Below are 26,096 nucleotides of genomic sequence, written 5' to 3'. Positions count from 1 at the left end.
GTATCATTTCAGGATGGATAAAGAAAAAACAGAACTCTACACAGACTACCTGATTTGCAACCAAGGCTTGGCGACGGCGACCAGCCTGTCGGCGATGCTTGACGGTGAAGTCAGCCATGACCAGATAACCCGCCACATGTCCGCCAGGCTGTATACCTCAAAAGACTTGTGGGTTGATGTCAAACGCACCGTGCGCCAGATCGAGAAGGATGACGCGTGCCTGATCTTCGACGACACCGTCCAGGAAAAGGCCAGCACCGACGAGAACGAGATCATGTGTTGGCACTATGACCACTGCAAAGGCCGCNCNGTCAAAGGCATCAACCTGNTGAACGCGCTGTACCACAGCGGGGACGTGTCGGTTCCGGTCGCCTTCGAAGTGGTGCGNAAACCGCATCAGTTCAGCGACGTAAAAACCCGCAAGGTCAAGCGGGCGGCGGAGTTCACCAAGAATGAACTGATGCGTTCGATGATCGCCACCTGCGTGGCGAACGCCATCAAGTTCCGCTATGTCCTGACCGACAGCTGGTTTGCCGCTAAGGAGAACTTCGAGTTCATCCTCAAGAAAGGCAAACACTTCATCAGCGCGCTCAAGGACAACCGCTTGGTGGCATTGACCGAAACCGACAAGAATGAAGGACGCTATGTACGGATCAGCCAGCTGGAATTGGCGGATCAACAATCGGTGCGCGGCTGGATGAAGGGCTTCAACCATGAAGTGCTGTTCGTCCGGCGGGTCTTTACAAACAAAGACGGCAGCACCGGTTTGTTGAATCTGGTGTGCAGCGATTTGGCGTGCGACGGCGGACAAGCATCGGCTCTCTACCAAAAACGGTGGAAAGTCGAGGAGTCCCATAAGTCACTGAAATCCAACGCGGGGCTGGCCAAGTCGCCCACCCGCACCGTCACCACACAAAACAACCGCATCTTCATGTCGATTTATGCCGTGTTCAAGCTAGGTTCTGTTGACGTTTCATCGGAGCCATAAGAGCACGGATGCAAATGACAACATCCCCCGTGTTTCCAACCACTCCCGTAAGGCATTGGTGTCGTAGGCCTTGTCCGCCAAAACGGCGCGGGCACTGAGGTTTTCCAACAAGGGGATAGCCTGCCTGCACTCCGCCCCTTGGCTGCCCGTCAGGATGAATCTGACCGGTAGCCCCAAGGCATCACAGACCGCATGGATCTTGCAGCCAAAGCCACCTTTGGAACGCCCCCAACGCCTCTTCCTTGGCGGAGCTGTTTGCCGCCCCCGCCGCACAGGCATGTGCCCTGATTACCGACCCATCCATGGAAACATCCTGTAAATCAGCGGCTTCGGAAAAATATCCGAGGAGTTTCTCCCAAGCCCCATTCGCGCACCAGCGCGAGAAACGTTTGAAGATGGTGTTCCATTTGCCGTACGTTGGCGGCAAAACCCGCCACTGCGCCCCCGAACGTAATATCCACAGGCAAGCCCCAACGAACCGCTTGCATTGCTCGGGACAGCCGACATGGATGCACGGCAATTGTTTTAAGAACTCCAATAAGCGGCCCCACTCGTCATCACTCAGCTCTATTCGGTTCATGCCATCCAAATCGGATAATCTTAACCTATTCGACAAACGTCAACAGAACCTAGAATGTTTGAAGATTAAACATAAAACCAACACTCGGGCTAAGCTGTTTATAAAAGCGAATCAAATGGCGTATGAAGAGTTACAGAAATTACGGGCTGCGTAACATCAGTTTCTTAATACTGAATGGTATCCAAGTCCTTCCCCGATGGGAAAGAGGCTGTATGAACAAGCGGAGCACGGGAAAATGAACATAATAGGTGTCGATGTCAGCAAAGCCAAACTGGATTGTGCTTGGCTAAAAACGGATAACAAAATCAAGGCCAAAACCGTCAACAACACACCGGAAGGCTGGCAACAATTGGTCTTGTGGGGCCAGCAAAACGCTGGTTCTGAAATTGGCGGCCTGCACTTTGTGATGGAAGCGACGGGCATTTACCACGAAAACCTGGCGGCATGGCTTTACGGCCACGGCGCCAACGTGTCCGTGGCCAACCCCGCCCACGTCAAGCATTACGCCCAGAGCTTGGGCGTGCAGACCAAAAACGACAAAAAGGACAGCGCCGTGTTGGCGCGTTACGGGCAGCGGGAACAGCCAGGCCTCTGGCAACCTGCACCCGCGGAAGTCAGGACGCTCAAAGCCTTGCTGGCCCGCCTGGCGGCGGTCGAAAAAGACCTGCAGCGTGAGAAAAACCGCCAGGAGAAGGCCATCGTGGCGGACACGCCCGACACCGTCCTGAAATCCATTGCGCACATGATCGGGCTGTTTGAGGCCGAACAGGCGGCCTTAGAAAAGCTCATTGACGAACACATTAAGAAGCACAAAAAACTAAAGGACAACAAGGTGTTATTGGAAAGCATACCCGGCGTGGGCAAAGTGATTTCACGGCAGATGCTGATGGTGTTGGGTTCACACCAGTTTGCTAGTGCCAGCCAATGTGCCACCTATCTCGGTTTGGTGCCCGTGCAGAAGGAATCGGGCAGCAGCCTCAAAGCCCGACCGCAACTGGCAAAAAACGGCAGCCCCAAGATACGCGCCAAACTCTACATGGCGACCGTCACCGCAACCCGCTATAACCCTGACATCAAAGCCCAATATGAACGCCTGACCGGAAAGGGCAAAAGCAAGATGTCAGCTCTGGGGGCTGCCATGCGGAAGCTGGTACAGATTTGTTATGGTGTCATCAAACACCAGCAACCCTATCAACCACAAATCACCTAAATCGGTGCTTGTGATTGATTTGGAGAGATGGTATCTACCGTGGCACGGCGGTCAAGTACGCCGACGGGGAACTGGGTGTCACCCTGCACATCTCGGAAAAGATCAAGGACGGCTTCGCCGTCCTGCCCAAGCGCTGGGTGGTCGAACGCACCTTCGCGTGGCTAGGTGGATTCCGCCGTCTGGCCAAAGATTTCGAGGTGCTGGCCGCTTCCGCCGAAAACGTCGTCCGCGTATCGCCATGGTCAAAATAACGCTTGCAAAATGTGTTTAAACTTTTACCAGACAGCTTCTAAAACTCATGCCATTCGGCAAAGCATGAGCCGAAAAGGCGATTGCTGGGATAATGGTGTGCCACGAAGGCGCAAAGAAGGACGTAGTCCTTCGAGCAGCTATGCTGCATGAGAGATGAGGGTCGGCCCCTCGGAGTCGGGTTACAGGACTTGGCTTCAAACCACCACAAGCTGCTATGGTCAAAAGCCATGGTGGTGAGCGTTGTTGGAAAAGGCACTTCAAAAGTGTCAGGTAAGGATTAAGCAGATGAACGCAAGTGAACAGCCAATGACATGTCGAAAAGCAAACTAACCAACGTCAAAACCGGATAGCGTTGTTGATCCGGGACAAACCCAGACAGTACCTGTTTATGGGCTGGGTGGCGTTCGGCGTAGAGGCTGCATGAGCTTAATCCAGGCTCTTGTGTGGAACGTGGGAACCTGCTGGCTGAATGCCAAGGGAAGAGAAGTGGCTATTGTCAGTAACTTTGCAAGTACCGATGTCAGCCAGAGGGGCGGAGCAACCCGTAGTAGTGATGAAAGCGCTGTAATGGCGGTGGAGCGAAGGGGTTGCGTTATTCAGCCAAAGGCTATTGCCAACCAGTAGTGGGAGGAGCAATAAACTTTGGCAAAGTCATTCGAACTATCCAAACATGCCGTATGGGATGCCTATCTGGTGGTGAAAGCCAATAAGGGTGCCGCCGGCATAGATGGGCAAACCATGGGGGATTTTGAGGCTGATTTAAAGAACAATCTGTACAAGATATGGAATCGGTTGTCGTCAGGCAGCTACTTTCCGCCACCGGTACGTCGTGTCGAAATACCCAAGTCAAACGGTAAGCTTAGGCCATTGGGCATACCGACTATCTCGGATCGCATTGCCCAAATGGTCATCAAGAATCGGCTGGAACCCCTCGTGGAAACACACTTTCATGATGATTCCTATGGCTATCGCCCCGGAAAGTCGGCGCTCGATGCCATTGCGCAAACACGGCAACGCTGTTGGCGGGACGATTGGGTGCTAGATATGGACATCAAGGGATTCTTCGACGCCTTGGATCATGGCCTGGTCATGAAAGCCGTGGCCAAGTACACCGGTTGCCAATGGACGTTGCTGTACATCGAACGCTGGTTAAAGGCCGATGTGATAATGACGGATGGAGAGCGGATAAGTCGTGATCGAGGCACACCACAGGGTGGTGTCATCAGTCCGTTGCTGGCTAATATCTTTTTGCATCTGGTCTTTGATAAATGGATGCAAACGCATTTTCCTTGTATCCATTTTGAACGCTATGCCGATGACATTGTGGTGCACTGTCGCAGTGAGTCCCAGTTGAAAATGGTAGGGCGGCAAATCAGGCAAAGGTTTACCCGTTGCGGTCTTGAGCTCTGTCAGGAGAAAACCAAGATGGTGTACTGCAAGGACTCAAGTCGGGACGGGCAATATCCAAATCAGAGCTTTGATTTTCTGGGTTATACATTCAGACCCCGAAGCGCCCGCGATAGAAACGGCAAGTTCTTTGTCAGCTTTTCACCGGCCGTCAGCCGTAAGGCGCTGAAAGCCATGAGGGCAAAGCTAAAAGGGCATCCGTCGATAAAAGCAGGGTACAGTTAAAGTGTTGTGGAATTGGCTAAGACCATTAATCCGATCATACAGGGATGGATCACTTATTACGGAAAGTTCAGAAAATCGGCGATGTCGGCCATTTATAGCTACATCAACGAAAAGCTAGTGGGCTGGGCGAGGCGGAAATTCAAATCGCTACAACGCCGGAAATGGCGTGCCAGCCAATGGTTGCGGGAGCTATATCGACAATGTCCGACATTATTTGCCCACTGGCGGGTTTGGAGTTGGGTGGCTGGATAACAAGAGCCGTATGAATCGGGAGGTTCACGTACGGTTCCGTGAGCAACTGAAGGGGGCGGTTCCCTTCGGTTGACTCGACCGGTGGCAGAAAGTTTTTTTCACACGCTTAAAACGGAATTGATTTACCACGAGCGTTATCAAACAAGGGAACAAGCTCGACGTTCTATTTTTGAATATATCGAAGTCTTTTATAACCGCTTACGCCGCCATTCCGCTAATGGCTCATCATCGCCTGCGAATTTTGAAACATATAGAAAAGTCGCTTAACTTTTTGTCCTGATAACTGTTGACCGATCAAGCACCCGACTGAAACAAGCCCGAACCCGCGAAAACAGCCAGCCACAACAAACCAGAAAAACCAAGCAGCCCACCATAAAAAAATGGAATGCAACCCCGCAAGCCAACAAACCCAAAACAAAAACCAATCCCGATAGGCTGAAAATGGCGGACAAAAACCCAACCAACAACCGCACAGCAAAAGGCCAACCGACAACCCGCCAAAAACCCAAAGCCAACAAACCGCCAGCAATGAAGGGAACGACAAGGCACGATACCGAACGAGAAACCGCCAACAGCACCCGACAGCCCAAACCAAAAAAATCACAACCCACGAAACATGGACGGAAAAGACAGTGCCTACAATTTGCAGATGCGGACGGTTACGATTAAACCAACCCGCAGAGAAGCCCAAAGCCAACCGACAGCCCGAAAACCACCCGCGCCCCACAAGCCCGGCTGGCAAACCCCAACCCGCCCAGACTAAGACCGCCCAACGTTACGAGACTGTGAAAGTATCTAAAATCCAGCGGATCTGTAAAGCGATTCTTAGCCGCATTTTTTAAATCGCGCCGGTTATTTGTCTGTGACAAGCCGTTTTTAGTGGAAAAAGCGCTTGCCCCGTCTTTTTTTACGCATATTTTGCATTTTTTAGGGCGTTTTCTGAACGCCGGGCGCAATGACCCCTGAGCGCACCCACACCGAGAATGTTCAGTATCCGGGTAAAGTTATAAGCCATGGCCATCAGGCTAAATTCCCCGCGGCATTTTGCCAGTCCGCGCATCAGGAAATGGTGCATGCCGGCACGGTGTTTGAGGGTGCCAAAAGGATGTTCAACCATGACCCCGCGCCGTTTCATGCGGTTGGGGTTTTGGTGCATGCGTTGCTGGTGGCGTTCGGCCACCGCCTCATGTTCCCAGCGGGTGATTTGCCGGGCGGCCGCTTTTTCGGCCAGGCACTGTTCGCGTAGCGGGCACTGGCTGCAATCAGAGGTTTTGCTTTGGTAGCGGCTGATCCATTTGTCGTTTTTTTGCAAAGGCTTGCCGCGTAAGGTCAACGGCTTGCCTTGCGGACAGGTGTGCCGGTCTTGTCCGGCATCGTAACTGAACCGGTCTCGGGTAAAACGGCCTTGTGCGGCAATGGCTTTGGATTTGTCGGGGATGGCGACGTAAACGGTGAGGTTTTGGTCTTCGCAGGCTTTCAGTTGGTTGCCATCATACGACTGCAGGGATGCAGGAGGTAGGGCAACGCAGGAGCAGTTGCCGGGTAACCGCTGTCGGCAAGGGCGCTGAGGTCTTCTGATTACAACAGGTTCTGAGCTTTTTCCAGCATCGGGGCCAATTGGTACCCTCTGGGGCATAAATGTAAATGGGTGTCGTTGCCGTCTTGACAAACGTCTTCGGCGACTATCAGTTTGTGTTTGGCGTCCACGACGATTTGCACATGGTAGCCCGCCACGGTTTGTCCGCGCTTGCTGAGTAGCCGGGCATCCGGGTCAACGGTGGCGACCTGGCTGTCACCGCTGTCTTTAAGTTGTTGCCGCAAGGCTCTTTTTTCGGCTTGTTTGGCCTGTAATAACGCGAGCTTTTGTTGCAGCTGTTCGTCGTCGACCAAGCTGCCTTTGCCTGCGGCATCGTCGGCGCGGTCTTGTTCGGCGAGGGTTTGTTGGTAGTCGGCAATTTTTTTGTCCAAGCAGGCCAGGTGTTGCTCCAGTTTGGCATCCGTATAAATCCCCTGTTTTCTGGCATTGGCGTTGAAAAAGCTGCCGTCAACGGCGACCTCCCCGCCCCCGAACAGGGACAATTCCTTGCACAACAGCAGGAAGTCGCGGTGGGTGGCCTTTAAGGCGTTGCTGTTCACCTTGCGGAAGTCGGCGATGGTTTTATAGCCCGGTTGCAAGCCTTCGGCCAGCCACATGGCTTCCAGGTTGCGGCGGGTCTCGCGCTCCAGCTTCCGGCTACTGCGGATGCCTTGCAGGTAACCATACAAATACAGCTTTAATAAGGCTGACGGGTCGTAAGCGGGTTGGCCTGCGCTGATAACAGGCCGGGTATTTTGAAAATCCAAAGCCTGCAAATCCAGGCTGTTGACATACACATCAATGGCCCGCACGGCATTGTTCCCGCTGACATAGTCATCAACACGGCCCGGCAATAACATCTCTTGTTGCCGGTTTAAGGTCGGTTGGTATCGGCGCGGTGGCATAATGGTTTTGAGGCTGTGTTGTGGGTGGATAGATTATAAGGTATCGGGTGGTGGAATACTTTCACAGCCACTTACGGTAAGGGGCGCGCCGCTAACGAAAGCGAAACGAAGCCGCCGAACCTTGATAAAAAACCGAACTTCAAAACCGCCAACGGGTGGCGCGTCACCTTGACAAACTTGTTAGACCAGGCAACCGCACCAAGGCCAAACTGCCACCTAATTAAAAAGGCTTGGTTTAACCCGATGCTAATTTTGGCACTAAACCCTGCGATGACCGAAGTTAAAATTAGGCAAACTGAATTGACCACTTTCACAAAGAGCGCCTAGCGTTGGAAGAACCAAACTGTCAGTAGCTTTCTGACGGCTCTGTTGACAGAATTAGAATTGTTAGCCAATGCAGTTATGGTTTTAGGGCTTGTTCATCGTGACAACCATCTTACCGCCTGATTGAAAAATAAACTCTCCCTTGTTGTCCTCAGTCCTTGGCTTTGTATAGAAATCAGGTCCGATGGAGCCGTCGCCGTTTTGGGTTTGCGCCCACAAATAGTAAATGCCTCGCTCGGTTATGTTGACTGTCTGAGCCTTGTTTAGATCACAATTCAGAGCCGACCAAGCTTTAATTAGCTTTGCAGAATTGCAAGGCTCGCTACATTTTTGCAGCATTACTATTGCGTTCTTTGATATTCCGCTAAGTTTAAGGACTATTTTTGTACCAGCTTCAAGATATGCAGAAGAAAAAGCAGTGGCTCGCATTGTGGGTTCAACAACAAACTGCACCTGTTGTGCAATGCTTGCTTTTGAGGTCGAAAGTGTTACCAAAACGATAAGGAAAAGTGCAAAGAAAATGCGCATAAGGCTCCTAATGTCTAACGTTACGGTAAGGGGTGCGCCGCTAACGAAAGCCAAACGAAGCCGCAAAACCTTGATAAAAACCAAACTCCAAAACCGCCAACGGGCGGTGCGTCCCTTTGACCGATTTGTTGGGCAAGATGGAACGCATTTTGCCCCAAAGATGGCAACAACTAAAACAAAAACTAACCCCGACTGCTTGACGATGATGGCACAAAACCAAACCCGACAAAGCAAAACCAACCGGAACAACCGAGGCAAACGGCCCAGCCACCAATGCCGGACAACCCCCCTGTCACAGCACCCGACAGCCCAAGCCAAAGAAAACATAACCTACGAAACCTATGCGGGAGAGGGCAGAGCCAACAACCCGCAAAATTCAGAGATGCCGCTCACAATCCAACCCGCAGAAAAACCACCTACGGCCTAAAACCCTGACAAATGAAAACCAATACATCCAACGCCGAACTAAGTGGCGCGTCCCTTTGAGCGCTGTGTTGTGTAATTATTTTTTTCGCGTAGAAAAATCATTACCACTAAATAATTCTTTATTTTTACAAACACATATGAGCTTTTCGATTTTCCATCATCGGACTCGACAACCCAATGCTCGTTCTCTTTTTCATAATTTGCTGCTAACGAAATATATTCTTGAACTCTCCAGCCGTGGAGATTTTTAATATAATTATGAGCTTCATTATTTGGATTTGTGTTCCCAAATAAATAATTATCCAAAATATAGCTTTCAATAATAGCAAGCTCTTCATCTAAATCAATTGGCTTAATACTAACACTATTTTTTTTACAATATTCGCGTATTGCGGATTCAACAGATTGCTCCTCCAGATAAATCATATCAGCCGAAAACCAATATCTGGTTCCACTATGCATATCGTTCATGTCACGCATAGCACTTAGGTACCCATTTAGTGAAAACACCAACCTTCTAATATCGTTTTCAACCATTACAGTTTTTATGTTGCAGACGCCCAACGTTACGGTAAGGGGCGCGCCGCTCACTAAGCCTAGATGAAGCCACCGAACCTTGATTAAAAACCGAACTTTAAAACCGCCGACGGGCGGCACGTCCATTTGACCGACTTGTTAGGCCCAATAATAGCCGCCAAAGCCCAGCCGCCACCCAACAAAACAGACCGGATTGTCCGAAGTGCGGCGAATGCCAAACCCAACGATGACCTAACTTTAGCACCGGAGCTAAAACCGGGCAACCTGAATAAGCAGGGGTAACTGGTAAGCAACGGAGACCACAAAACTTGCAACGCTACCGAACGACAGCCATTAAACCAAAAGGCTTAATTTTGTCCATGCTGACTATAATTTCGAACCAGAACGACAGACGCTCAGACGAATTAAAGACCAAACGATGCCCACTGCATAAAAAAGAGTTGCCCATATGATTAGTGGCAGAAAAATCAACCCCGAACCTGTGCCTGCTTTCGCCATCAAATGGGAAAGATAAGCGCCGGCTATGGGAGCCAAGTGTCCTAACATAATTACTAGGGATGCACCGTGAGGCTTGGACTTGACCCAATGACCTATCACATAAGCGCAAGATACCCGCGAAATAAAAACGACAACCACTCCGCAATAGATCAACCATCCAAGTAGAGTAGGAGTTGTATTAAGAACATTCACTATCTTAAGAAAGATAAACGAAATGGAAGCTGTGAAAAATACTGCAACATGAAAAGATACAAGTTCTAGTCGAGCAACCATGATAGCCCAACGTTACGGTAAGGGGCAGCCCGCCCGATGGCCTACAGCAAAGCCGCTTACCTTTGATTAAAAAACCAACTTCGCCAGCCGGAATGGCGGGCAGTCCCTTTGACCGACTTGTTGGGCATAATGAAAGCACAATTGCCCTAAGCAGGTAACACCCTAAAAACTAATCTTAAAACCGATTGCGTCAGGCTAGATTCCTTTACCGCAATATTAGTCCAGAAAAATCCGATACATTACTTTTGTTTAGGATATTTTTTCGACCCTATGCTTGCTAATGAGTTAACCGAAAACGACGACGAACTATATCAGCACTCCAGATAGTGGCTGATAGAACGATGAAACCAGGCACTAAACCTAGTACCGTCAATTGCATTGTTTCGTAAGGAAATTTCCCCAGCCTGATTGCGAGAATAAGATAGTAAGCCCATACACCAACGACTGTAACTGTAACAAAGTAAACGAGCCACTGAGACCACTGCCATTTTAAACACGATCCAATACCACCAATTGCCGATAGCAACCCAAGGACGCCAACCCACCAAATATTCTGCGTAATGCTCGACCAAAAAAGCCAACATCCACCACAGATGAGCCATACAGATGCTAATAAGATTCTTGGGCCAAGCGATAGCGACATAGATATGCCCAACGTTACGGTAAGGGGCTGCCCGCGTGATTGCTTGCAGCGGAGCCGCTTACCTGTGAAAAAAACTGACTTTGCCAGCCGGAACGGCGGGCAGTCCCTTTGACTGGCTTGTTGGGCAATGAAGGTGACGCGCTTTGCCCCGCACCGGAAAAGCCTGCTGCACCGCAGTGCCGCACAACGACTAAAACACCAACACCGACAGCCCGCAACGCCCGGCAGAAAACCACCACCCAGCCACGCAAAACGGATGGCAACCCCGCAACCCGCCAGGCACAAAACCCCAAAACCAGCCTTGGCCGCTTGAAGCTGACCCCCAAAACCCAAACCCGACAGGCCGAAAGTGAAGGCGAAAAACCAAACAGGGCAACCGCGAGGCAAAAGCCAAGCTTGAACTTTGCCCAAAACCTAACCCAAACAAACTGCCAGAACCCAGGGAAACGGCACAGCCACCGATGCCGGACAACACCCCCGCAACGGCACTAGCCAGCCCAAGCCACAACCCCAACTACACGCAAAACAGAGACGGAAACGGCAGTGCCAACAACCCGCAGAATTCAGGGATGACGCTTAACCCAACCCGCAGTGTAACCAAGCAACGGCAACCGACAACCTGAAAACCACCCACGGCCTACAAACCCGACAAACAAAAAGCCAACACACCCGAACCCAGACTGCCCAACGTTACGGTAAGGGGCGCGCCGCCAACGAAAGCCAAACGAAGCCCCAAACCTTAATAAAAAACTGAGTTTCAAATCCGCCAACGGGCGGCGCGTCCCTTTGACCGACTTGTTGGGCTAAAGCTGTGCAGATAAACTATCCATTAAAAGAATCACTTTGGAATAGTTCTAAACGCATTATCGGTATCGTCACCAGTGTACTTTTTTAGCCTTATCGCACATTCAATTAAAGCAATTCTAGCGAAATAAGCTGCTTTATCTCGCTGCTCGGAAAACGACTTTAGTCTTTCATAGTGTGTACCATGCAATATCTTCGACCTACCATCGCCATATATATTTTCGACGAATTTTTTGAGAGTTTTTGGATTTTTTCCTTTAATAACCTCAGTTGTTTCGCTTATCTGAAAAAGATGTTGGAACATATCAAGGATGGGTCGATAACCTCCAGCTTTAGCGAGTATATCTAAAGAGCTAACAATTTTTGCTAATGCAATTGCATCATTTTTTTCTCGATTCCCTTCGCCAAACCAATCAAGAGCAGTCGCCCAGCGATTTGCAAGCTTAGGATACGCGTGCCTTTCGGGCATTACCAATGCCTCCAGCATATAACCAAAGGCATCCAGAATCTCCGACATTTCCTCTGTCCTATTTTTTACTCGTATATAGTCGAGGTAAGGAATGCGGTCACTTAGCGAACTTCCGGGTAACCATAAGAATCCATTTGTTTCTATTAAGCTACTACTACCAAAAGGTTGCAAACGTTCATCATAAAGAGCTTGTTGGTGAAAAAATGCTCGGTCTCCAAATGCTAAAGAGACAGAGTCTAATGCAGTTTTGCATATCAGTTCAGCGAGTTTCCGAGAAAGCCCCTTTTCATATCCTTTTAGTGAAATTTTTAATAAAGATGGGCATTTGTTTATGCTTCCGTAAACATTATTAGCTAAACCAACTAATGGCGTAGTGCTTGATGGGTTATTTAGTGCATCCTTAAGAATTTCCTTCCATTTGAAATTTGCTTCGGGTTCATTCCAAAATTTTTCTTTTGCATTATCTGGGAAATCGACCGAATCAATCCACTGCTCTCTGCTTATAAATGTTACAGGACCAATTGTGAAAGGTGTCTCCTTTTCCATTCCCAGTGTCCACGCAGGAAAGTAATGGGTATATTCCTTGGAAAGCCGAGAAGTCTCAAGTTTTATACGACTAACGAGTTCAGTATATTCACAAGAGGTATCTTCAGCTAAGCTTGTTTCTGCATGGTAGTCAGCAATACATTGCCTAACAATGCCTATAAAAGTCTTAATTTCAATAACAGATGAAATATCTTTATTATTAAGGTGAATAGTGGACGACAGACTACTTAAAGCAATTCTTGCTTTGTTTGTGAATTCACGTTGCAGTCCATTTTTTGCAGTAACAAAGTCTGGTATGCCTGATTCGTTGTCATATAAAAATTCACTAGAATTATTTTTATCCAACTCGGCAACTAATTCGTCAAAGTCTTCTTTGGAACCCATTATTTTTCTCTAAGAACGATAGCAATGTTTAGACAATTTATGCATAGACATTCATGTGCCCAACGTTACGGTAAGGGGCGCGCCGCCTACAGGACTTAAACGAAGCCACCCAACCTTGATAAAAAACTAAACTCCAAAACCGCCAACGGGCGGCGCGTCCCTTTGACCGGCTTGTTGGGCTTGGCAGTACCCGCCCAAAGCCTAGCCACTATCGACCAAAACAAACCGCTTTTTCGCGTTGATCCAAGTTGACTTAGGTTCTTCAATGTTTCTGTTCATCAGGCAAGTTCTCGGGTGAGTGCGAGAATATGGTCTGCAATGTTTCAATGCCGATGGTACCGTCTGCAGGAATCCCGTTACTCGACTGATATCGCGTGACAGCCTCTATAGTCGATGGGCCAAGCACACCATCGATATCCCCTGAATAGTGGCCTTCGGCCTTTAGAACCTTTTGGATATCGCGGATCGTCCGGGGGAAGTAAATATAGTTACCAGATACCTTTACGGGATCATCAGGGGTCGCAACATCGACTGGAACTTTCCGAGACTGCGTCGGCGTTAGCACAAAATATGGGCTGACCGCGACAAGGATAGCGACTAAGAAGTTCGTGCCCATAAACACATAGATAGAGTGAAGAATGCCTTTTCTTGGATTAGCCTCTCGGTGTTGTTCTCGATATATTAGTTGGAAAGAAAGAACAGAAAGCAAAAAACAAAGTCCTGACAATCCGACCTGAAGGATATCGACTATTGGTAAGCCTTTAAAAACTGTATTCATACGGTTTGCCCACTTGCCCAACGTTACGGTAAGGGGCGCGCCGCTAACGAAAGCGAAACGAAGCCGCCGAACCTTGATAAAAACCAAACCTCAAAATCGCCAACGGGCGGCGCGTCCCTTTGACCGACTTGTTGGGCTTAGCCTTGACCACAAATGCTTAACTATTGCTGGACAAAACGGTTTAGCAAACAAGATGACAGCTTAGACTTGTGCATGAAAAACATGCTCGATAACTTGAGCAGGGAGAGTGATTCGATCAAATAAAGATGCAGGATACAAATAATCTTCGCCAGATTCATCAATCACCCGGATTTGGTGGTGTTTTGCCGCATCAGCATCCGCCAAAATTTCATAAAGCTTGCGGGTTTCCAGCGAAACCTCATAACCACGGTTATTGATACAGATTGCGAATTCGTGTTTGTTCATGGTTGTATGTCAATATAACGTTTGATTTTAAATTCCCGTTTGCCAATGCCCGATGCTTCGTACCAATGAATTTCTGCTTCGCGTAGCGTTCCGTCTTGCAAGCGTACTGTGGCAAAGCCCTTACGCTTACGCCACAAACCCTGCCCATGAATTTTACGAAGCCTCGGTAACTCCCTAATGCCTGAGCCACGAGCAAAAGTTTCGGGATGCCTGATGTAGCCAATAATTTCAAATTCCATTTTCGAATTGTAGCGCAATACACCAGAAACACCCAACGTTGCGGTAATCCGCAGGTTGCACAAGGGCAACAAAAACAACACTTAAGAAAAACAGGTTGAGACAACTGCTGCCTTTCCGTCGCCACGAACTTACAACCCGGACAGCCCAACAACCCCGAACCCAATACATTACAGCCTAATTAGGACTACTTGTACGAAAAGCCCGGCCTGCTTCTACAGACCGGGCGCATGTTTTAGTTTTTATTTCAGCCAGTTAGCTATTAACTGTAAAACCGTTAGTAGCATGGTCAGGTTGATTTCCAACTCAAACTTTGGTGTCTTAATTCTGAGCATCATGCTCTCCTTAATAACTCCTCACCAATTTAAGGAATTGGCACCTTTCAGGCTCCATGCCCGCCACTACGATCTTTGTAGTGGATTCGCATAGGTAGCCCTCTAGGCTGTTTGATATGCCCAACGTTACGGTAAGGGGCTGCCCGCGTGATGGCCTACAGCGGAGCCGCTTACCTGTGAAAACTAAAAACTTCGCCAGCCCGAATGGCGGGCAGTCCCTTTGACTGACTTGTTGGGCATATGAGGATATTTGGGCCCGAACCCGAAAAGCCCGCCGCACCGCAGTACCGCACAACGGGAATGAAACCAAACCCGCCAGACCGGCCACAACCGACTACGGCTAACCCGAAACCGCTAGCCACAACGGGCAAGCACGACAACCCGGCCATAAAAAACTGACTGCAACCCCGAAAAGCCGACAGCCACGAAACAAAAACCAATTCCGACAGCTTGACGATGACGGCATAAAACCCAGCCCGACAAAGCAAACGTACTTGAACAATCGAGGCAAACGGCCTAGCCCGATGGGACACAACACACCCAATACAGCACCCGAAGATGACACTTAAGCTTGAGAGAAGGGTTAGATATTAATATTTGTCATCGCCCCATTCTGACATCTCATTTAGTTCGATCCACGCGCCTTTTTGTTTTTCGAAGAAGTATACCGGGCCACCCGTTGGATTTGTCCTTCTTGGTAATGGCGCAAGCCACGCGCCAATAAAACCTATTGGGTTCTTCTCGATGCGAAACACATAATGTTCTTTATGTTTAGAAATCAAATATTGTATTTCTTTCCAATCAGATTTCGTGACTTCGAGTTTTGATACGAGGCCAACGTCGTTTGGGGAAAGAAAACTAGATTGCCCTGAATCCGCCTGAGACGCTAGTGAAAATAGAAGCGACACTATTAAGAGCGGCTGTTTCATAAATGCCCAACGTTACGGTAAGGGGCTGCCCGCGTGATTGGCTACAGCGGAGCCGCCTACCTGTGAAAAAAACTAACTTCGCCAGCCGGAATGGCGGGCAGTCCCTTTGACTGGCTTGTTGGGCATGAGGATGACGCTTGGCCCGAACCCGGACGACCCGCTGCACCGCACTGCCGCATAACGGGAAAGCACCAAACCCGCTTGCCATGACAAGCCAGAAAACCCAACAACCCAGCCATAGAAACGGATTGCCGTTCTGCAAGCCGATGACCACAAAACAAAAACCCATTACGACCGCTTGACGGTGACGACACCCAACCCAAACCCGGCAGGCTGAAAGCGGACGGCAAAAAACCAAACCGACAACCGCACAACAAAAGGCCAACCGACAGCTCGCGCCGAAAACCCCAAACCAACAAACCGCCAGCAATGAAGGGAATGACAAAAACCAATGCCGGACAAAAAACCTTCAATGGCGGCAAGCCGCTCAAGCCACAACTTTCACAACCCGCGAAACAAATACGGAGACGACAGTGTAGCCAATCCGCAGAATTCAGAGATGACGCTCAACCCAACCGGCAGAGAACCCAAGTAAAGCCAACCGACAGCCTCCACGCCGCCGCCAACTTACAAGCCCGACGGACAAACCCCAACCCGCCCGGACTAAGACCGCCCAACTTCGAGCTAAGCACCGATTCCTCGGCGACCTGAACGGAAGGGGGATTTGGGGCTTGCCCGTTGGTTGAAAGGTGTGGGGCTGACCGGAATCGTGTGCTTTAGCGAGTTGTTATACCACGCGACAGGGCAGACCCCAATAAACAAAAATGCCGCCAAATTTTGCAAAACACCGGTGGGTGAAGCGAAGCCGCCTGAGGTCGCATCAACGCTTCCAGTTATGCACCTCAGGCGGCTTCGCTTCACTAATAGCATTTTTGGCGGAATTTTGCAATTTTTTGTTTAATATCAATAGGGAAGCTTGATCGTGGGGAATAACGTTACGGTAAGGGGCGCGCCGCTAAAGGACTTAAACGAAGCCACCGAACCTTGATAAAAAACCAAACTTCAAAACCGCCAACGGGCGGCGCGTCCCTTTGACTGACTTGTTGGGCTTAGCAACACACAACTGACCCCCAACAACGGAAAAACGCCCTATTTACTGCGCCACATTTAACGTGAAACATAACAACGAAAAACCGCCTTGGCAACAACAAAAACACAACTGCCGAACCCGCCCGATTAAGCTGAAACACCGGCAACGCCACCAACCCCGCTACGCCGGACGACGGGCGCCCCGAAACCAACCACCGCAACAAACAAAAAACCACCACTCAACCGCGAAAACGACCACAGCTACGCAAGGCGGGCAATAAAACCAGAAAACCAACCCCGACAGACGGAAGACTGACGACACCCACCTGAAAGGGCCAATTTTGGCACGAACCAAACCGCTGGCGCAAAACCCATTGCCCGAAGCGATGAGGGACGACACGCCCACTTAACCCCAAGCCGACAAGACACAGCCCAAAACGGAAAACGCCCCGCAAAACCACAAAAACCGGACAACGCCCACCCACCCAAACAACCGCTGCCGCAACCCACAACACACAAGCAAGAGCGCAAGCCAACAACCCCAAAATTTGGACAGAAGCGACAAAACCAACCCGCAGAAAAAACAGGTGGAGATAACAGCGACCTTTCCGCCACCACCCGCTTTCAGTAGCACAACCGCGCTAAACTGACCTAGAACAACACTGCCCAACGTTACGGTAAGGGGCGCGCCGCCTACAGGACTTAAGCGAAGCCGCCGAACCTTGATTAAAAACCGAACTTCAAAACCGCCAACGGGCGGCGCGTCCCTTTGACTGACTTGTTGGGCTTAACAGTACATAACTGGTTCCCAACTGCCGCATTTGAGGCGAACCTTATCAACAGCAGCCCGGCTTGGCAACGACAAAAACGCAACTACCGACCACTTGCCCGATTAGACCGAAACACAGGCAACGCCACCAACCCCGCTACGCCGGACGGCGACGCCCCGAAACCAACAACGGCAAGAACAAAAAATAACCCGGCCAGCTACACAAGGCAAACAACAAAGTCAGAAAACCAAACCCGACAGACTGAAAATTGACGGCACAACACAAAAACCGACAACCTTGGCGCAAAACCAATGGCTGGAAGTGATAAGCGGCTATGCGAGATCATTTCGCAGCCACTGCTCGCATTGCGCTAACGCTGCTTCGAATGAGAACATTGGCTCTTCGCGAATGAACTCGTCAGCGTTAGGTGGCCCGCGCCAAAACTCCAGCACCAAAGCACCGTCCCTGCGCCGGAGATCAATAGAGTGTACATGGCCCAATCCGACAGCGAATAGATACGGGACTTCGTCATCCTCGCGCACCGAGACGTGAACGCAAAGAGTCTCTAGCCTTTTCGCGATAGAGGATAGCTCGGTTCGGTCGTCTTTCATACGCGCATCACTAAGCGGCCCAACGTTAAGTAGACACCTTTTTAGGTGTATTGTAAAATTCAAATATAGGTGTATAACTCTTAGGCGCCTATATGTTTTTCAAGAATATATCCCATTCACTTTTTGTTAGCAACCTTTCTGTGCAAATAAGTTCTACACCGATTAATCCCCCTCCTAAACTCCTGGATCAGGTGCGTGACCGTATCCGTGTCAAGCATTACAGTATTAGCACCGAGAAGCTTTATGTGCAGTGGATCAGGCGATTTATTCTGTTCCATGGCAAACGGCATCCGTCTGAATTGGGTGCGGTTGAGGTGGAGGCGTTTTTGACGCATTTGGCTGTTGAGGGCCATGTTTCGGCTTCTACCCAGAATCAGGCGTTGTCAGCATTGCTGTTTTTGTATAAAGAGGTGTTGCTAATTGATTTGCCGTGGTTGGAGGATGTGGTGCGGGCGAAGCGTCCGCAGCGGTTGCCTGTGGTGCTGACGCGTACGGAAGTGCGGGCGGTACTGGTGCGGATGAAAGGGGTGTACGCATTGATGGCGAATTTGCTGTATGGCACGGGGATGCGTTTGATGGAGTGTGTGCGCTTGCGGGTCAAGGATGTGGATTTTGAGCGTGGTGAAATTATGGTGCGGTGCGGTAAAGGCGGTAAGGATAGGGTGACGATGTTGCCGTCCTCGGTGTCGGCAGGGTTGCAAGCGCATTTGGTGCAACGGCGGGCTATATTTGACGATGACAAACGTGAGGGTAAGGCGGGTGTTTATTTGCCGGATGCCGTGGCCCGGAAGTATCCGAATGCGGCGGCCGAATGGCCTTGGCAGTATATTTTTGTCTCCGGCAGTTATTCGGTAGATCCGCGCAGTGGCGCAGTGCGCCGCCATCATATTGATGAGAAATTGCTGCAACGGGCGATGAAGAAAGCCGTGCAGGCCGCAGAAATTACCAAGCTAGCCACCCCGCATACCTTACGGCATTCGTTCGCGACACATTTGCTGGAGGCAGGTTATGACATCCGCACGGTGCAGGCGTTGTTGGGCCATAGCGATGTCAGCACGACGATGATTTATACCCATGTGCTGAATAAAGGTGCTTTGGGGGTGTTGAGCCCGTTGGATCAATTGTAAGCGGGAGACTTCGGCTGATGGTGTCACAGCAGGGCGAGGGCTTTTTTCGTCCTTAATGTGGTATGCCCATAAACGTTACGGAACGGGGTGGAAACCCGTTCCGGCTTGGGCGGTTATCCCGTCCTTAAGTTTCTGGGAATTAGTGGTTTGGCAGTAACTGTTTTTGAAAAATCTACGTCCTTGTAGGCAGGATTCCGGCAATTTAAGCAAATGACGGGTTCCGGCGGAAAGTTTGCAACACGGATAAGGTCTTGGCGTTACTCGGGGCGTTTGTTGCGGGCAGCCCGATGAGAGCTTACTTTACCGCAAAACTTTCACCACATCCGCATGTCCCCGTCACGTTGGGGTTGTTAAATTGGAAGGCTTCATTGATGCCTTCACGGCGGTAATCCAATTCGATCCCGTTGACCCATTGCAAATCCTCGTCTTTGACGATGACCTTGACGCCAAACCCTTCGAACACCCTATCATTTTCGTCCAGGTGATCCGCATAATCTAGGGCGTAGGCGTAACCGGAACAGCCGGATTTTTTGACCCCCAGTTTTAAGCCAATGCCTTTGCCGCGTTTTGCCAATTGTTTTTGGATTTGACGGGCGGCACTTTCGGTTAGGGAAACGGACATAACAAACTCCTATGCTTGGCAAACCAAGCCTTTTAATACAGTGATAAATTGGGAAATTTCGGCTTCGGTGCTGGATTGGCCCAAGCTGAGCCTAAGCGCACTTTTAGCCAGGGCCGGTCCGACGCCCATGGCCGTTAAAACCGGGCTGGGTTCGCTACCGCCGCTGGCACAGGCGGAACCACTGGATACGGCGATGTTTTTTTTATCCAGTTTCATCAGCAGCATTTCGCCATCGACATGGGGCAGGCCAAATTGTACGGTGTTGGGCAGCCGCAAGGCCGATTGGGCAAAAATGGTAAGGCCAGGGATTTCTGCCAATCGGGCTTCAAGTAGGTTCCGTAGCGCCAAAAGCCGTTGGCCGCTTTCTGCAAGCCCGGCTTTTGCAAGTTCCGCCGCTTTGCCAAACCCCACAATCGCCGCGACATTTTCTGTGCCTGAGCGTAAATCCTGTTCTTGTCCGCCACCGACGATGAGGGGATTAATGGGGACGGATTTGTCAAAAACCAAGGCGCCGCAGCCTTTTGGGCCATAGATTTTGTGGCTGGATAAAGACAGCAAATGGACATTAAGCTGCTTAAATGATACGGGGACTTTACCGGCCGCTTGCACCGCATCGGTATGGACGATGATGCCCTTATCCCGCCATGCCCCGGCATAACGGGCGACATCTTGTATGACGCCAGTTTCGTTGTTTGCCAACATCACCGAAATGAATTGTGGTTGGAAGGCGTCGAGTTTAGTGAGGGCATCTTCGGTGAGCAAACCATCTGCGTCAACGGCAATGACCGCCAATCCATGCCCTTGTCGGCCCAAACGTTTCGCCGGTTCGCTGATTGAGGGGTGTTCGGTGGCGGCGACCGCCAACTTGCCACCTACCGGGATGCTGGCCAATGCCAAATTGTTGGCTTCTGTGCCGCCGCTGGTGAAAATGATTGATGCCGCAGTGGTGTCAAGCAAAGCCGCGACTTGTTCGCGGGCGGTGTCCACTGCGCTTCTGGCTAATCTGCCATGACGGTATAAGCTGGACGGATTGCAATAAAATGAGGTGAGGAACGGTGACATTGCCTCCAGCACCCGCCCGTCCAGCGGGGTGGTGGCATTATGATCGAAGTAGATCATGCCACTTCAGCATTCGCCCCGCTTAAGCGATGGATGTCAATGATGTGTTGGATGTCTTGATCCTGGCGTTTGGCAATTTCTTGCACTTGATGCTTTTCCAACAATTCCGCCAGGGTGATCCCTTTTAAATATTCCCTAATCTGGTCGCTCAAGCCCATCCACAAATCATGTGTCAGGCAGGCCTGATGTTGCTGGCAATTGGCTTCGCCACCACATTTCGTGACATCGACATGTTCATCGACCGCCGCAATAATATCGGCAATATTAATTTCCGTCGCTTCGCCACAGAGCGTATATCCGCCGCCGGGGCCGCGTACGCCTTTAACCATACCGGCACGGCGCAAACGGGCAAACAGTTGTTCAAGATAAGACAGCGAAATCGTTTGACGGGCGGCAATTTCTGTCAACGTAACGGGCTTAATTTGGCTGTGGAAAGCCAGATCCAGCATGGCTGTCACGGCATAGCGACCTTTAGTAGTTAAGCGCACAAGACTATCCTTTAATAAATCGTGTAATGTTTCAGTAACTATACTTAACCCACTGAAATAGTCAACTATCATGCTCATCAGTTGATAAGGAAAATACAGCAACGGCCATGCCATTAATTTTTGCCTATTGGCAGGAATCGGAGGGTGGCATGACTTTTTACCAACGCTGCCGCCAGTTTTTGATTAATAAAGGTGGATATAGCTTTCCCTAACTTCCTTCAATTCCAAAGCAATTTCCCTACGCAGACGGAAATCGCGTTTTGAATGGGAGATGTTGTAAGGGATGCGCGGGTTTTTTTCGTATTTGACGGCGGTGCGGATGATGCCTATCCATTGCCGTTCATTGTCTTCTATCTCTTTGAAACGGTTACGGATGCGCTCCAATTCCTGGTTGCAGTAAGTGATAAAGCCGGCGGCGTAGAACACGCTGTTTTTCAGATAATCTTCCAACGCCGTCAAATCGCCATTAATTTCTTCGACCACTTGCTCAAAATTAACGGGTTCCGGTGATTTTTCCAGTTCACCCGCCATTGTGGCGATTGGCTCGGAAACCTCTTGGAGTATGGCCGTTTTGGTTGTGCGGGTGCTTCTGCCTGCCACGGTTAGCGCGACATCGGCAACCGTTTCCGCCAATTCTTGGGCGCTTGAGGATTTTACGGCACGGGCCGTTTTATTGACGATGACAGGGATACGGCTGACCGCTTTTTCCCACAAACCATAGCGGAGGTAATTTGATAAGCGGCCTTCTTGCTTATGTTGCCCGTTGGCGTCTAAATAAAAGGCTTCCAGCGTTTTGATTTCGGCGGCGCGTTCATGCAGCAAGCGCTCGCGGGCTTGCAAAGGTTTGGCGATAAATGCCTCGACCGCCACCCGGCCAAAACGCAGGAACAGCACTTGGAAACCATGGCGTATCCGTGCCTGTTCTATCGCTTCGTCCATTTGCGAATGCAGCAAGGTTTTGCGCACGTCTTCGGTTTCCCACAGTAATTCCTGGGTTTTGCGGACGATTTGGTCTATCAGGGCTTGCAAGGCTTGGGCCAGTTCGTCAGTCAGTTCGGTCTCGAATTTTTGTTGGATTTCTCGGTACAGCTCTTCACGGATTTTGTAATTGCCTTCGCGGGGGTCGGGCATCGACATCGTGCCGCCTGCGGTGTAAATACGTTTTAGTTCATCCGGTTGTGCGGTGGACAATTGTGACAGCATCGCTTCGATTTTGGCATCGTAAGCCTGGTGCAAGGCCGCCAGCTCGTGGTGTTCCGCCCCTAGGGCGTCAGCTTCGGTGCGCCCTTGGATGCTTTCGGCGTACCAGACATCAAAATCTTTTTTGATGCGTTGCCATTCGCGCCCCCACCATTGGTTAAATTCCTTGCCCAGCAAATTGTCTTCATGGCTTTCGCTGTCGCTATCGGCAAAACTGGCGTAAATCGGCTCCAGCTTTTGCAGGATCTCATTGGCGTAGTTGCGCATATTATTGACCAGCGCGTCACAGCGTTTTTGCAAGACCACGGCGCGTTCGTTATCAATATAGTAACTCACGGATTCTTTCAAAATCGGCACGCCATCCGTGATGCCGAGCTTTTTCAGTTTGGCCTTGTCATCGGCGCTTTTGGAACGTCTGAGCGTGTCTTCGGAAGGGATGCCAAATTCAACCAGGTGCGCACGCGCACAGACCGGGATCAGGCGCCGCTCCGGTACGGCGGGCCAATAGGCTTTGTGTTTTTCGTAGGTTTCTTTAAAGTCGATAGGGTCATCCAGCGCGTCCACTTGCGTCAGCACGACAAAAACCTTATCGGCGACACGGATGGCGGGGTCTTCGGCATCGGTGACCATCAGCATTTCTTTTTCGGGGCCGGTGATGGACGGCTGTTTCATTTCTTTGGCGTAAATGATCGCGTCGCATTTTTTTAGCCGGTCGATGGCCTGTTCGGCGTGCATCAAAATGCCGGAGTTGAAGCCTGGCACATCATGGAAAATAATGTCGCGGTCGCTACGTAGGCGTACGGTCTTCAGTTGGATACGTTTGATCGCCAGGGATTGCGCACGGTTTTTGAAGATTGCCGATTGCAAATGTTCGCTGATTTCGCCGATGTCTATAAACGATTGGCTGAAACCGTTTTTCAATTTGGTGAATTCTTTAATGGCGTCCAAATGTTTTTCGGTGTCTTCCAGGTCTTCCTGAATTTCTTTTTTCTCTTTCTCGCTCAACAGGTTGCTTGCCAGCGCGTCACGGCGTTGCGCCTGTAAGGTGGCGATTTCTTCCTTGGTGTAATATTCGATCAGCAACATTTGGTCATGTTCGGTCTGCGCAGACCAGATCTCGGTGCTGGTGAAGGTGCAGCGTTCACGCGCCGATGGCAGGATTTCTTGGCCCAGCCAAGCATTAAGCAACGCGCTTTTGCCGGCTTTTTCCAGGCCAATCACGGCGACTTCAAAACGGTTGGCCCGTAACCGTTCCAATTGGTTATTCAGGCGCTGATGTTCGGTGTTGAGTTTTTGCAACAGTTCGGCAGGCAAATCCGCATGGGTTTTGCTACATAGCGTGTCCAGTTTATCGACCAGCACCGAAGTTTTTTCTAAGCGTATCAGTTGTTGCTGACAAGTTTCTAGCCAAGTAGCCATATAAGTTCCAAATTTGTTTAGTATAGGAGGCGGTGGGGAGTTTCGTTCTAAATGTCTGGTCGGGCGCCTTAAGTTTTGGAAGATGCCCATTATTAAGGCTGATGGCTTCAGTTTAACGCATACCGGAATATGACGGGGCTATTAAACCTTAAATTGGGGGTCAGATAAATAGATTGAAAATAGGATACGTTAGCATGGAAGCTATGTAAATATGGCGATAATTAATGCAATTGGCCTTATAAGTTACAGGCTTCAAAGGTGGTTTTTGACGTTAGATGGCGTCCAATATCTGTCCCGATTGGCGGCATGTTCCAGCCCGGCCGCCATATCGGCTACCCAACCGGCACAAATGGATTGCCGGGATACAGCCTGCAAGGATATAGGCTTTTCAAGACCCGTTTTCTGTCCAATCACCTTGCGATTTTAATAAAGCAATACGGTAGAAACGACAGCTGTTAAAATTGGCCATTTTGTTGCCGGTGGTTTTATGCAAAAACTCGTTATCTACAATCATGGTAAAGACAGCGTCCCTTGGGGTGAAAAAACCAAGGCCTTGGCGGAAGTTGCCAAACGGCAGGGGTTTACGTTTATCAGCCCGGATTACCAGGCCAGCAATGACCCTGACTTGCGGGTCAAACAGCTGCTGGCTATGGATGTGTCGGCTTACCAGGACATTGTTTTAGTGGGGTCCAGTATGGGGGCTTATGTGGCGACGGTCGCCTCAGAGCTTATCAAACCCAAGGGATTGTTTTTGATGGCCCCGGCTTTTTATTTGCCAGGCTACCAACGTACCGGATTCAAGCCGCACGCGGAACGCATTGAGGTATTCCATGGCTGGCAAGATGACATTGTCCCGCCAGACCATGCCTGGCGGTTTTGCCAGCGGCACCGCGCACGCTTGCACATGCTGGATGCAGACCATCGCTTGCTCAGTGTTTTGCCCATTATGGCGGATGCTTTTGACCGTTTTTTAAGGGAATGCCCTAGCTGATGATGGCAAGCATGCGACGGGCGTCAGCCGGTAAATCCGGCGCAGTGGGGCAGGGTGGCCAAAATGGATGGGTTAGTTAATAAACTGAGGGGGATAGATGGGTAGCGAGTCGGAGCTTCTTTGGGGCGTGTTGTTTGGTTCGGTCGGTTTTGGGTTCTTTATCTATGGTAAGAAACAGTCGATGCTGGTCCCGCTTGTTTGCGGTTTGGCGCTGATGGTGTACCCGTACTTTATGCCGAATGCCGTGGTGTTGGTTTTGGTCGGTTTGGTGTTGGTTGCCGCCCCTTATTTCTATCGTTTTTAGCAGGAATTGCCTACCAAAACCCTTATGAACCCATGGCTTGAGCAACTTATCGTTTTTACCGCTTCCCTGATTGCCAACACCTTTTCTGCCTTGGCGGGCGGCGGGGCGGGCCTAATCCAGTTTCCGGTGTTGATTTTTTTGGGCTTGTCCTTTAGCGTCGCCCTTGCCACACATAAGGTGGCTTCGGTGGCCTTAGGGGTAGGCGCAACGGTGCGTTATCTGAAAGAAGACATCGTGGAAAGGCAATTTGCCTTGTTCATGTCCGTTATCGGTGTGCCTGCCGTTATCTTAGGCTCGTTTGCGGTGGTCCATATTCCCGACGACATCGCTAAAATGGCGCTAGGCCTATTGACGATGTCCTTAGGCATTTATTCTTTCTTTCAAAAACAGTTGGGCCAGCACTATACACCGCAGCATCGTGACCAACAGGGCTTTATTATTGGTGGCGGTTTGTTGTTTATAATCGGTTTTTTGAATGGTTCGATTGCTTCCGGCACCGGCCTGTTCGCCACCTTGTTATTGATACGCTGGTTTGGCATGGATTATAAGCGTGCCGTAGCCTACACTTTAATTATTGTCGGCCTGTTTTGGAATGGTTCAGGGGCGGTGGTGCTGGCATTGATCGCGGAAGTGAAATGGGGCTGGATTCCCGTGTTGCTGTTGGGCTCTTTTATCGGCGGCTATTTAGGGGCGCATCTGGCGATTTTAAAAGGCAACAAGTGGATTAAACGCAGTTATGAAACCATCACGGTATTGGTCGGTTTGAAGTTGTTGTTTTAAGGGAATCAATCCGGGGGTAACCCATATTGTACAGCGCAGTTGGG

Annotated in this window: 23 protein-coding genes and 3 pseudogenes; 13 read left to right on the top strand and 13 right to left on the bottom strand. The window is 50.1% G+C overall.

The window, feature by feature from the left end:
• Positions 1 to 13 precede the first annotated feature (13 nt).
• Positions 14 to 958, top strand: a pseudogene (locus METMI_RS0120050) (IS701 family transposase); the annotation flags it as partial.
• Positions 959 to 1,009: 51 nt separating this feature from the next.
• On the opposite strand, the pseudogene METMI_RS24745 reads toward METMI_RS0120050, so the two are convergent.
• Positions 1,010 to 1,568, bottom strand: a pseudogene (locus METMI_RS24745) (IS5 family transposase); the annotation flags it as partial.
• Between the two features lie 235 nt (positions 1,569 to 1,803).
• Between METMI_RS24745 and METMI_RS0120030 the strand changes: the two are divergent.
• From METMI_RS0120030 to METMI_RS26500, 5 genes and pseudogenes are all read left to right on the top strand, one after another.
• Positions 1,804 to 2,778: an IS110 family RNA-guided transposase gene (locus METMI_RS0120030; RefSeq protein WP_019868090.1), complete on the top strand. Its 975-nt coding sequence runs from the start codon at positions 1,804 to 1,806 to the stop codon at positions 2,776 to 2,778.
• Between the two features lie 14 nt (positions 2,779 to 2,792).
• The gene (locus METMI_RS27200) at positions 2,793 to 3,029 is read left to right on the top strand and encodes a transposase (protein ID WP_019868089.1); all 237 of its coding nucleotides are present in this window, start codon (positions 2,793 to 2,795) and stop codon (positions 3,027 to 3,029) included.
• A 643-nt stretch (positions 3,030 to 3,672) separates the two neighbouring features.
• Positions 3,673 to 4,662, top strand: coding sequence for a group II intron reverse transcriptase/maturase (ltrA, locus tag METMI_RS24730; RefSeq protein WP_019868087.1), 990 nt, complete (start codon positions 3,673 to 3,675; stop codon positions 4,660 to 4,662).
• Between the two features lie 6 nt (positions 4,663 to 4,668).
• Positions 4,669 to 4,914 (top strand): group II intron maturase-specific domain-containing protein, encoded by a 246-nt coding sequence (locus METMI_RS28000; RefSeq protein ID WP_232215262.1) that lies wholly within the window; start codon positions 4,669 to 4,671, stop codon positions 4,912 to 4,914.
• Positions 4,915 to 4,995: 81 nt separating this feature from the next.
• Positions 4,996 to 5,181, top strand: a pseudogene (locus tag METMI_RS26500) (IS3 family transposase); the annotation flags it as partial.
• Positions 5,182 to 5,821: 640 nt separating this feature from the next.
• Here METMI_RS26500 and METMI_RS27995 read toward each other — a convergent pair.
• Together METMI_RS27995 and METMI_RS27990 are read right to left on the bottom strand one after the other, a co-directional pair.
• On the bottom strand, positions 5,822 to 6,550 hold the full coding sequence (locus METMI_RS27995; protein WP_232215261.1) for a transposase: 729 nt from the start codon (positions 6,548 to 6,550) through the stop codon (positions 5,822 to 5,824).
• On the bottom strand, positions 6,493 to 7,395 hold the full coding sequence (locus METMI_RS27990; RefSeq protein WP_232215260.1) for a transposase: 903 nt from the start codon (positions 7,393 to 7,395) through the stop codon (positions 6,493 to 6,495). Before METMI_RS27990 ends, METMI_RS27995 begins: the two co-directional genes overlap by 58 nt.
• A 583-nt stretch (positions 7,396 to 7,978) precedes the next feature.
• On the opposite strand from METMI_RS27990, the gene METMI_RS27195 reads away from it, so the two are divergent.
• On the top strand, positions 7,979 to 8,674 hold the full coding sequence (locus tag METMI_RS27195; RefSeq protein ID WP_156829911.1) for a hypothetical protein: 696 nt from the start codon (positions 7,979 to 7,981) through the stop codon (positions 8,672 to 8,674).
• Between the two features lie 38 nt (positions 8,675 to 8,712).
• Here the strand turns inward: METMI_RS27195 and METMI_RS0119985 are convergent, their stop codons facing one another.
• A complete protein-coding gene (locus METMI_RS0119985) occupies positions 8,713 to 9,336 on the bottom strand; it encodes a hypothetical protein (protein WP_019868082.1) in 624 nt (207 codons plus the stop codon).
• A gap of 1,396 nt (positions 9,337 to 10,732) precedes the next feature.
• Between METMI_RS0119985 and METMI_RS0119975 the strand changes: the two genes are divergently transcribed.
• On the top strand, positions 10,733 to 11,116 hold the full coding sequence (locus METMI_RS0119975; protein WP_019868080.1) for a hypothetical protein: 384 nt from the start codon (positions 10,733 to 10,735) through the stop codon (positions 11,114 to 11,116).
• A gap of 346 nt (positions 11,117 to 11,462) precedes the next feature.
• Here the strand turns inward: METMI_RS0119975 and METMI_RS0119970 are convergent, their stop codons facing one another.
• The 5 genes from METMI_RS0119970 to METMI_RS0119945 all read right to left on the bottom strand — a co-directional run bounded on the left by METMI_RS0119970 (position 11,463) and on the right by METMI_RS0119945 (position 15,532).
• Positions 11,463 to 12,827 (bottom strand): HEPN domain-containing protein, encoded by a 1,365-nt coding sequence (locus tag METMI_RS0119970; protein WP_019868079.1) that lies wholly within the window; start codon positions 12,825 to 12,827, stop codon positions 11,463 to 11,465.
• A 262-nt stretch (positions 12,828 to 13,089) separates the two neighbouring features.
• On the bottom strand, positions 13,090 to 13,605 hold the full coding sequence (locus tag METMI_RS25775) for a peptidoglycan-binding domain-containing protein (protein WP_156829910.1): 516 nt from the start codon (positions 13,603 to 13,605) through the stop codon (positions 13,090 to 13,092).
• Between the two features lie 201 nt (positions 13,606 to 13,806).
• Entirely contained in the window at positions 13,807 to 14,031 is a 225-nt protein-coding gene (locus METMI_RS0119960) for a hypothetical protein (protein ID WP_019868077.1), read from the bottom strand.
• On the bottom strand, positions 14,028 to 14,270 hold the full coding sequence (locus METMI_RS0119955) for a hypothetical protein (RefSeq protein WP_029151832.1): 243 nt from the start codon (positions 14,268 to 14,270) through the stop codon (positions 14,028 to 14,030). Before METMI_RS0119955 ends, METMI_RS0119960 begins: the two co-directional genes overlap by 4 nt.
• 923 nt (positions 14,271 to 15,193) lie before the next feature.
• Complete coding sequence (locus tag METMI_RS0119945) at positions 15,194 to 15,532, bottom strand: hypothetical protein (protein ID WP_019868074.1); 339 nt, start codon at positions 15,530 to 15,532, stop codon at positions 15,194 to 15,196.
• Positions 15,533 to 15,970: 438 nt separating this feature from the next.
• Here METMI_RS0119945 and METMI_RS27190 point away from each other — a divergent pair, with 438 nt between their 5' ends.
• A complete protein-coding gene (locus METMI_RS27190; RefSeq protein WP_156829909.1) occupies positions 15,971 to 16,243 on the top strand; it encodes a hypothetical protein in 273 nt (90 codons plus the stop codon).
• Positions 16,244 to 18,142: 1,899 nt separating this feature from the next.
• Entirely contained in the window at positions 18,143 to 19,129 is a 987-nt protein-coding gene (locus METMI_RS0119920; RefSeq protein WP_156829908.1) for an integron integrase, read from the top strand.
• Between the two features lie 295 nt (positions 19,130 to 19,424).
• On the opposite strand, the gene METMI_RS0119915 is transcribed toward METMI_RS0119920, so the two are convergent.
• The 4 genes from METMI_RS0119915 to METMI_RS0119900 all read right to left on the bottom strand — a co-directional run bounded on the left by METMI_RS0119915 (position 19,425) and on the right by METMI_RS0119900 (position 23,977).
• Entirely contained in the window at positions 19,425 to 19,751 is a 327-nt protein-coding gene (locus METMI_RS0119915) for a HesB/IscA family protein (RefSeq protein ID WP_019868069.1), read from the bottom strand.
• Between the two features lie 9 nt (positions 19,752 to 19,760).
• Positions 19,761 to 20,870 (bottom strand): cysteine desulfurase family protein, encoded by a 1,110-nt coding sequence (locus METMI_RS0119910; protein ID WP_019868068.1) that lies wholly within the window; start codon positions 20,868 to 20,870, stop codon positions 19,761 to 19,763.
• Positions 20,867 to 21,358, bottom strand: coding sequence for an Rrf2 family transcriptional regulator (locus tag METMI_RS0119905; RefSeq protein WP_029151830.1), 492 nt, complete (start codon positions 21,356 to 21,358; stop codon positions 20,867 to 20,869). Before METMI_RS0119905 ends, METMI_RS0119910 begins: the two co-directional genes overlap by 4 nt.
• Before the next feature lie 183 nt (positions 21,359 to 21,541).
• Positions 21,542 to 23,977, bottom strand: a complete 2,436-nt coding sequence (locus METMI_RS0119900; RefSeq protein WP_019868066.1) for a dynamin family protein — start codon at positions 23,975 to 23,977, stop codon at positions 21,542 to 21,544.
• 487 nt (positions 23,978 to 24,464) lie between these two features.
• Between METMI_RS0119900 and METMI_RS0119895 the strand changes: the two genes are divergently transcribed.
• The 3 genes from METMI_RS0119895 (at position 24,465) to METMI_RS0119885 (ending at position 26,052) form a co-directional block, all read left to right on the top strand.
• Positions 24,465 to 24,968: a YqiA/YcfP family alpha/beta fold hydrolase gene (locus tag METMI_RS0119895; RefSeq protein ID WP_019868065.1), complete on the top strand. Its 504-nt coding sequence runs from the start codon at positions 24,465 to 24,467 to the stop codon at positions 24,966 to 24,968.
• 97 nt (positions 24,969 to 25,065) lie between these two features.
• Positions 25,066 to 25,272 (top strand): hypothetical protein, encoded by a 207-nt coding sequence (locus METMI_RS0119890; protein WP_019868064.1) that lies wholly within the window; start codon positions 25,066 to 25,068, stop codon positions 25,270 to 25,272.
• Positions 25,273 to 25,296: 24 nt separating this feature from the next.
• Positions 25,297 to 26,052 carry a sulfite exporter TauE/SafE family protein gene (locus METMI_RS0119885; protein WP_019868063.1) on the top strand — a complete coding sequence of 252 codons (756 nt, stop codon included), beginning with the start codon at positions 25,297 to 25,299 and terminating at the stop codon, positions 26,050 to 26,052.
• Positions 26,053 to 26,096 lie beyond the last annotated feature (44 nt).

This window comes from Methylovulum miyakonense HT12, assembly GCF_000384075.1.
GTDB classification, from domain to species: Bacteria; Pseudomonadota; Gammaproteobacteria; order Methylococcales; family Methylomonadaceae; genus Methylovulum; species Methylovulum miyakonense.
The sequence above is the reverse complement of the archived record's forward strand: the minus strand, read 5'-3'. Positions and strand labels throughout refer to the sequence as shown.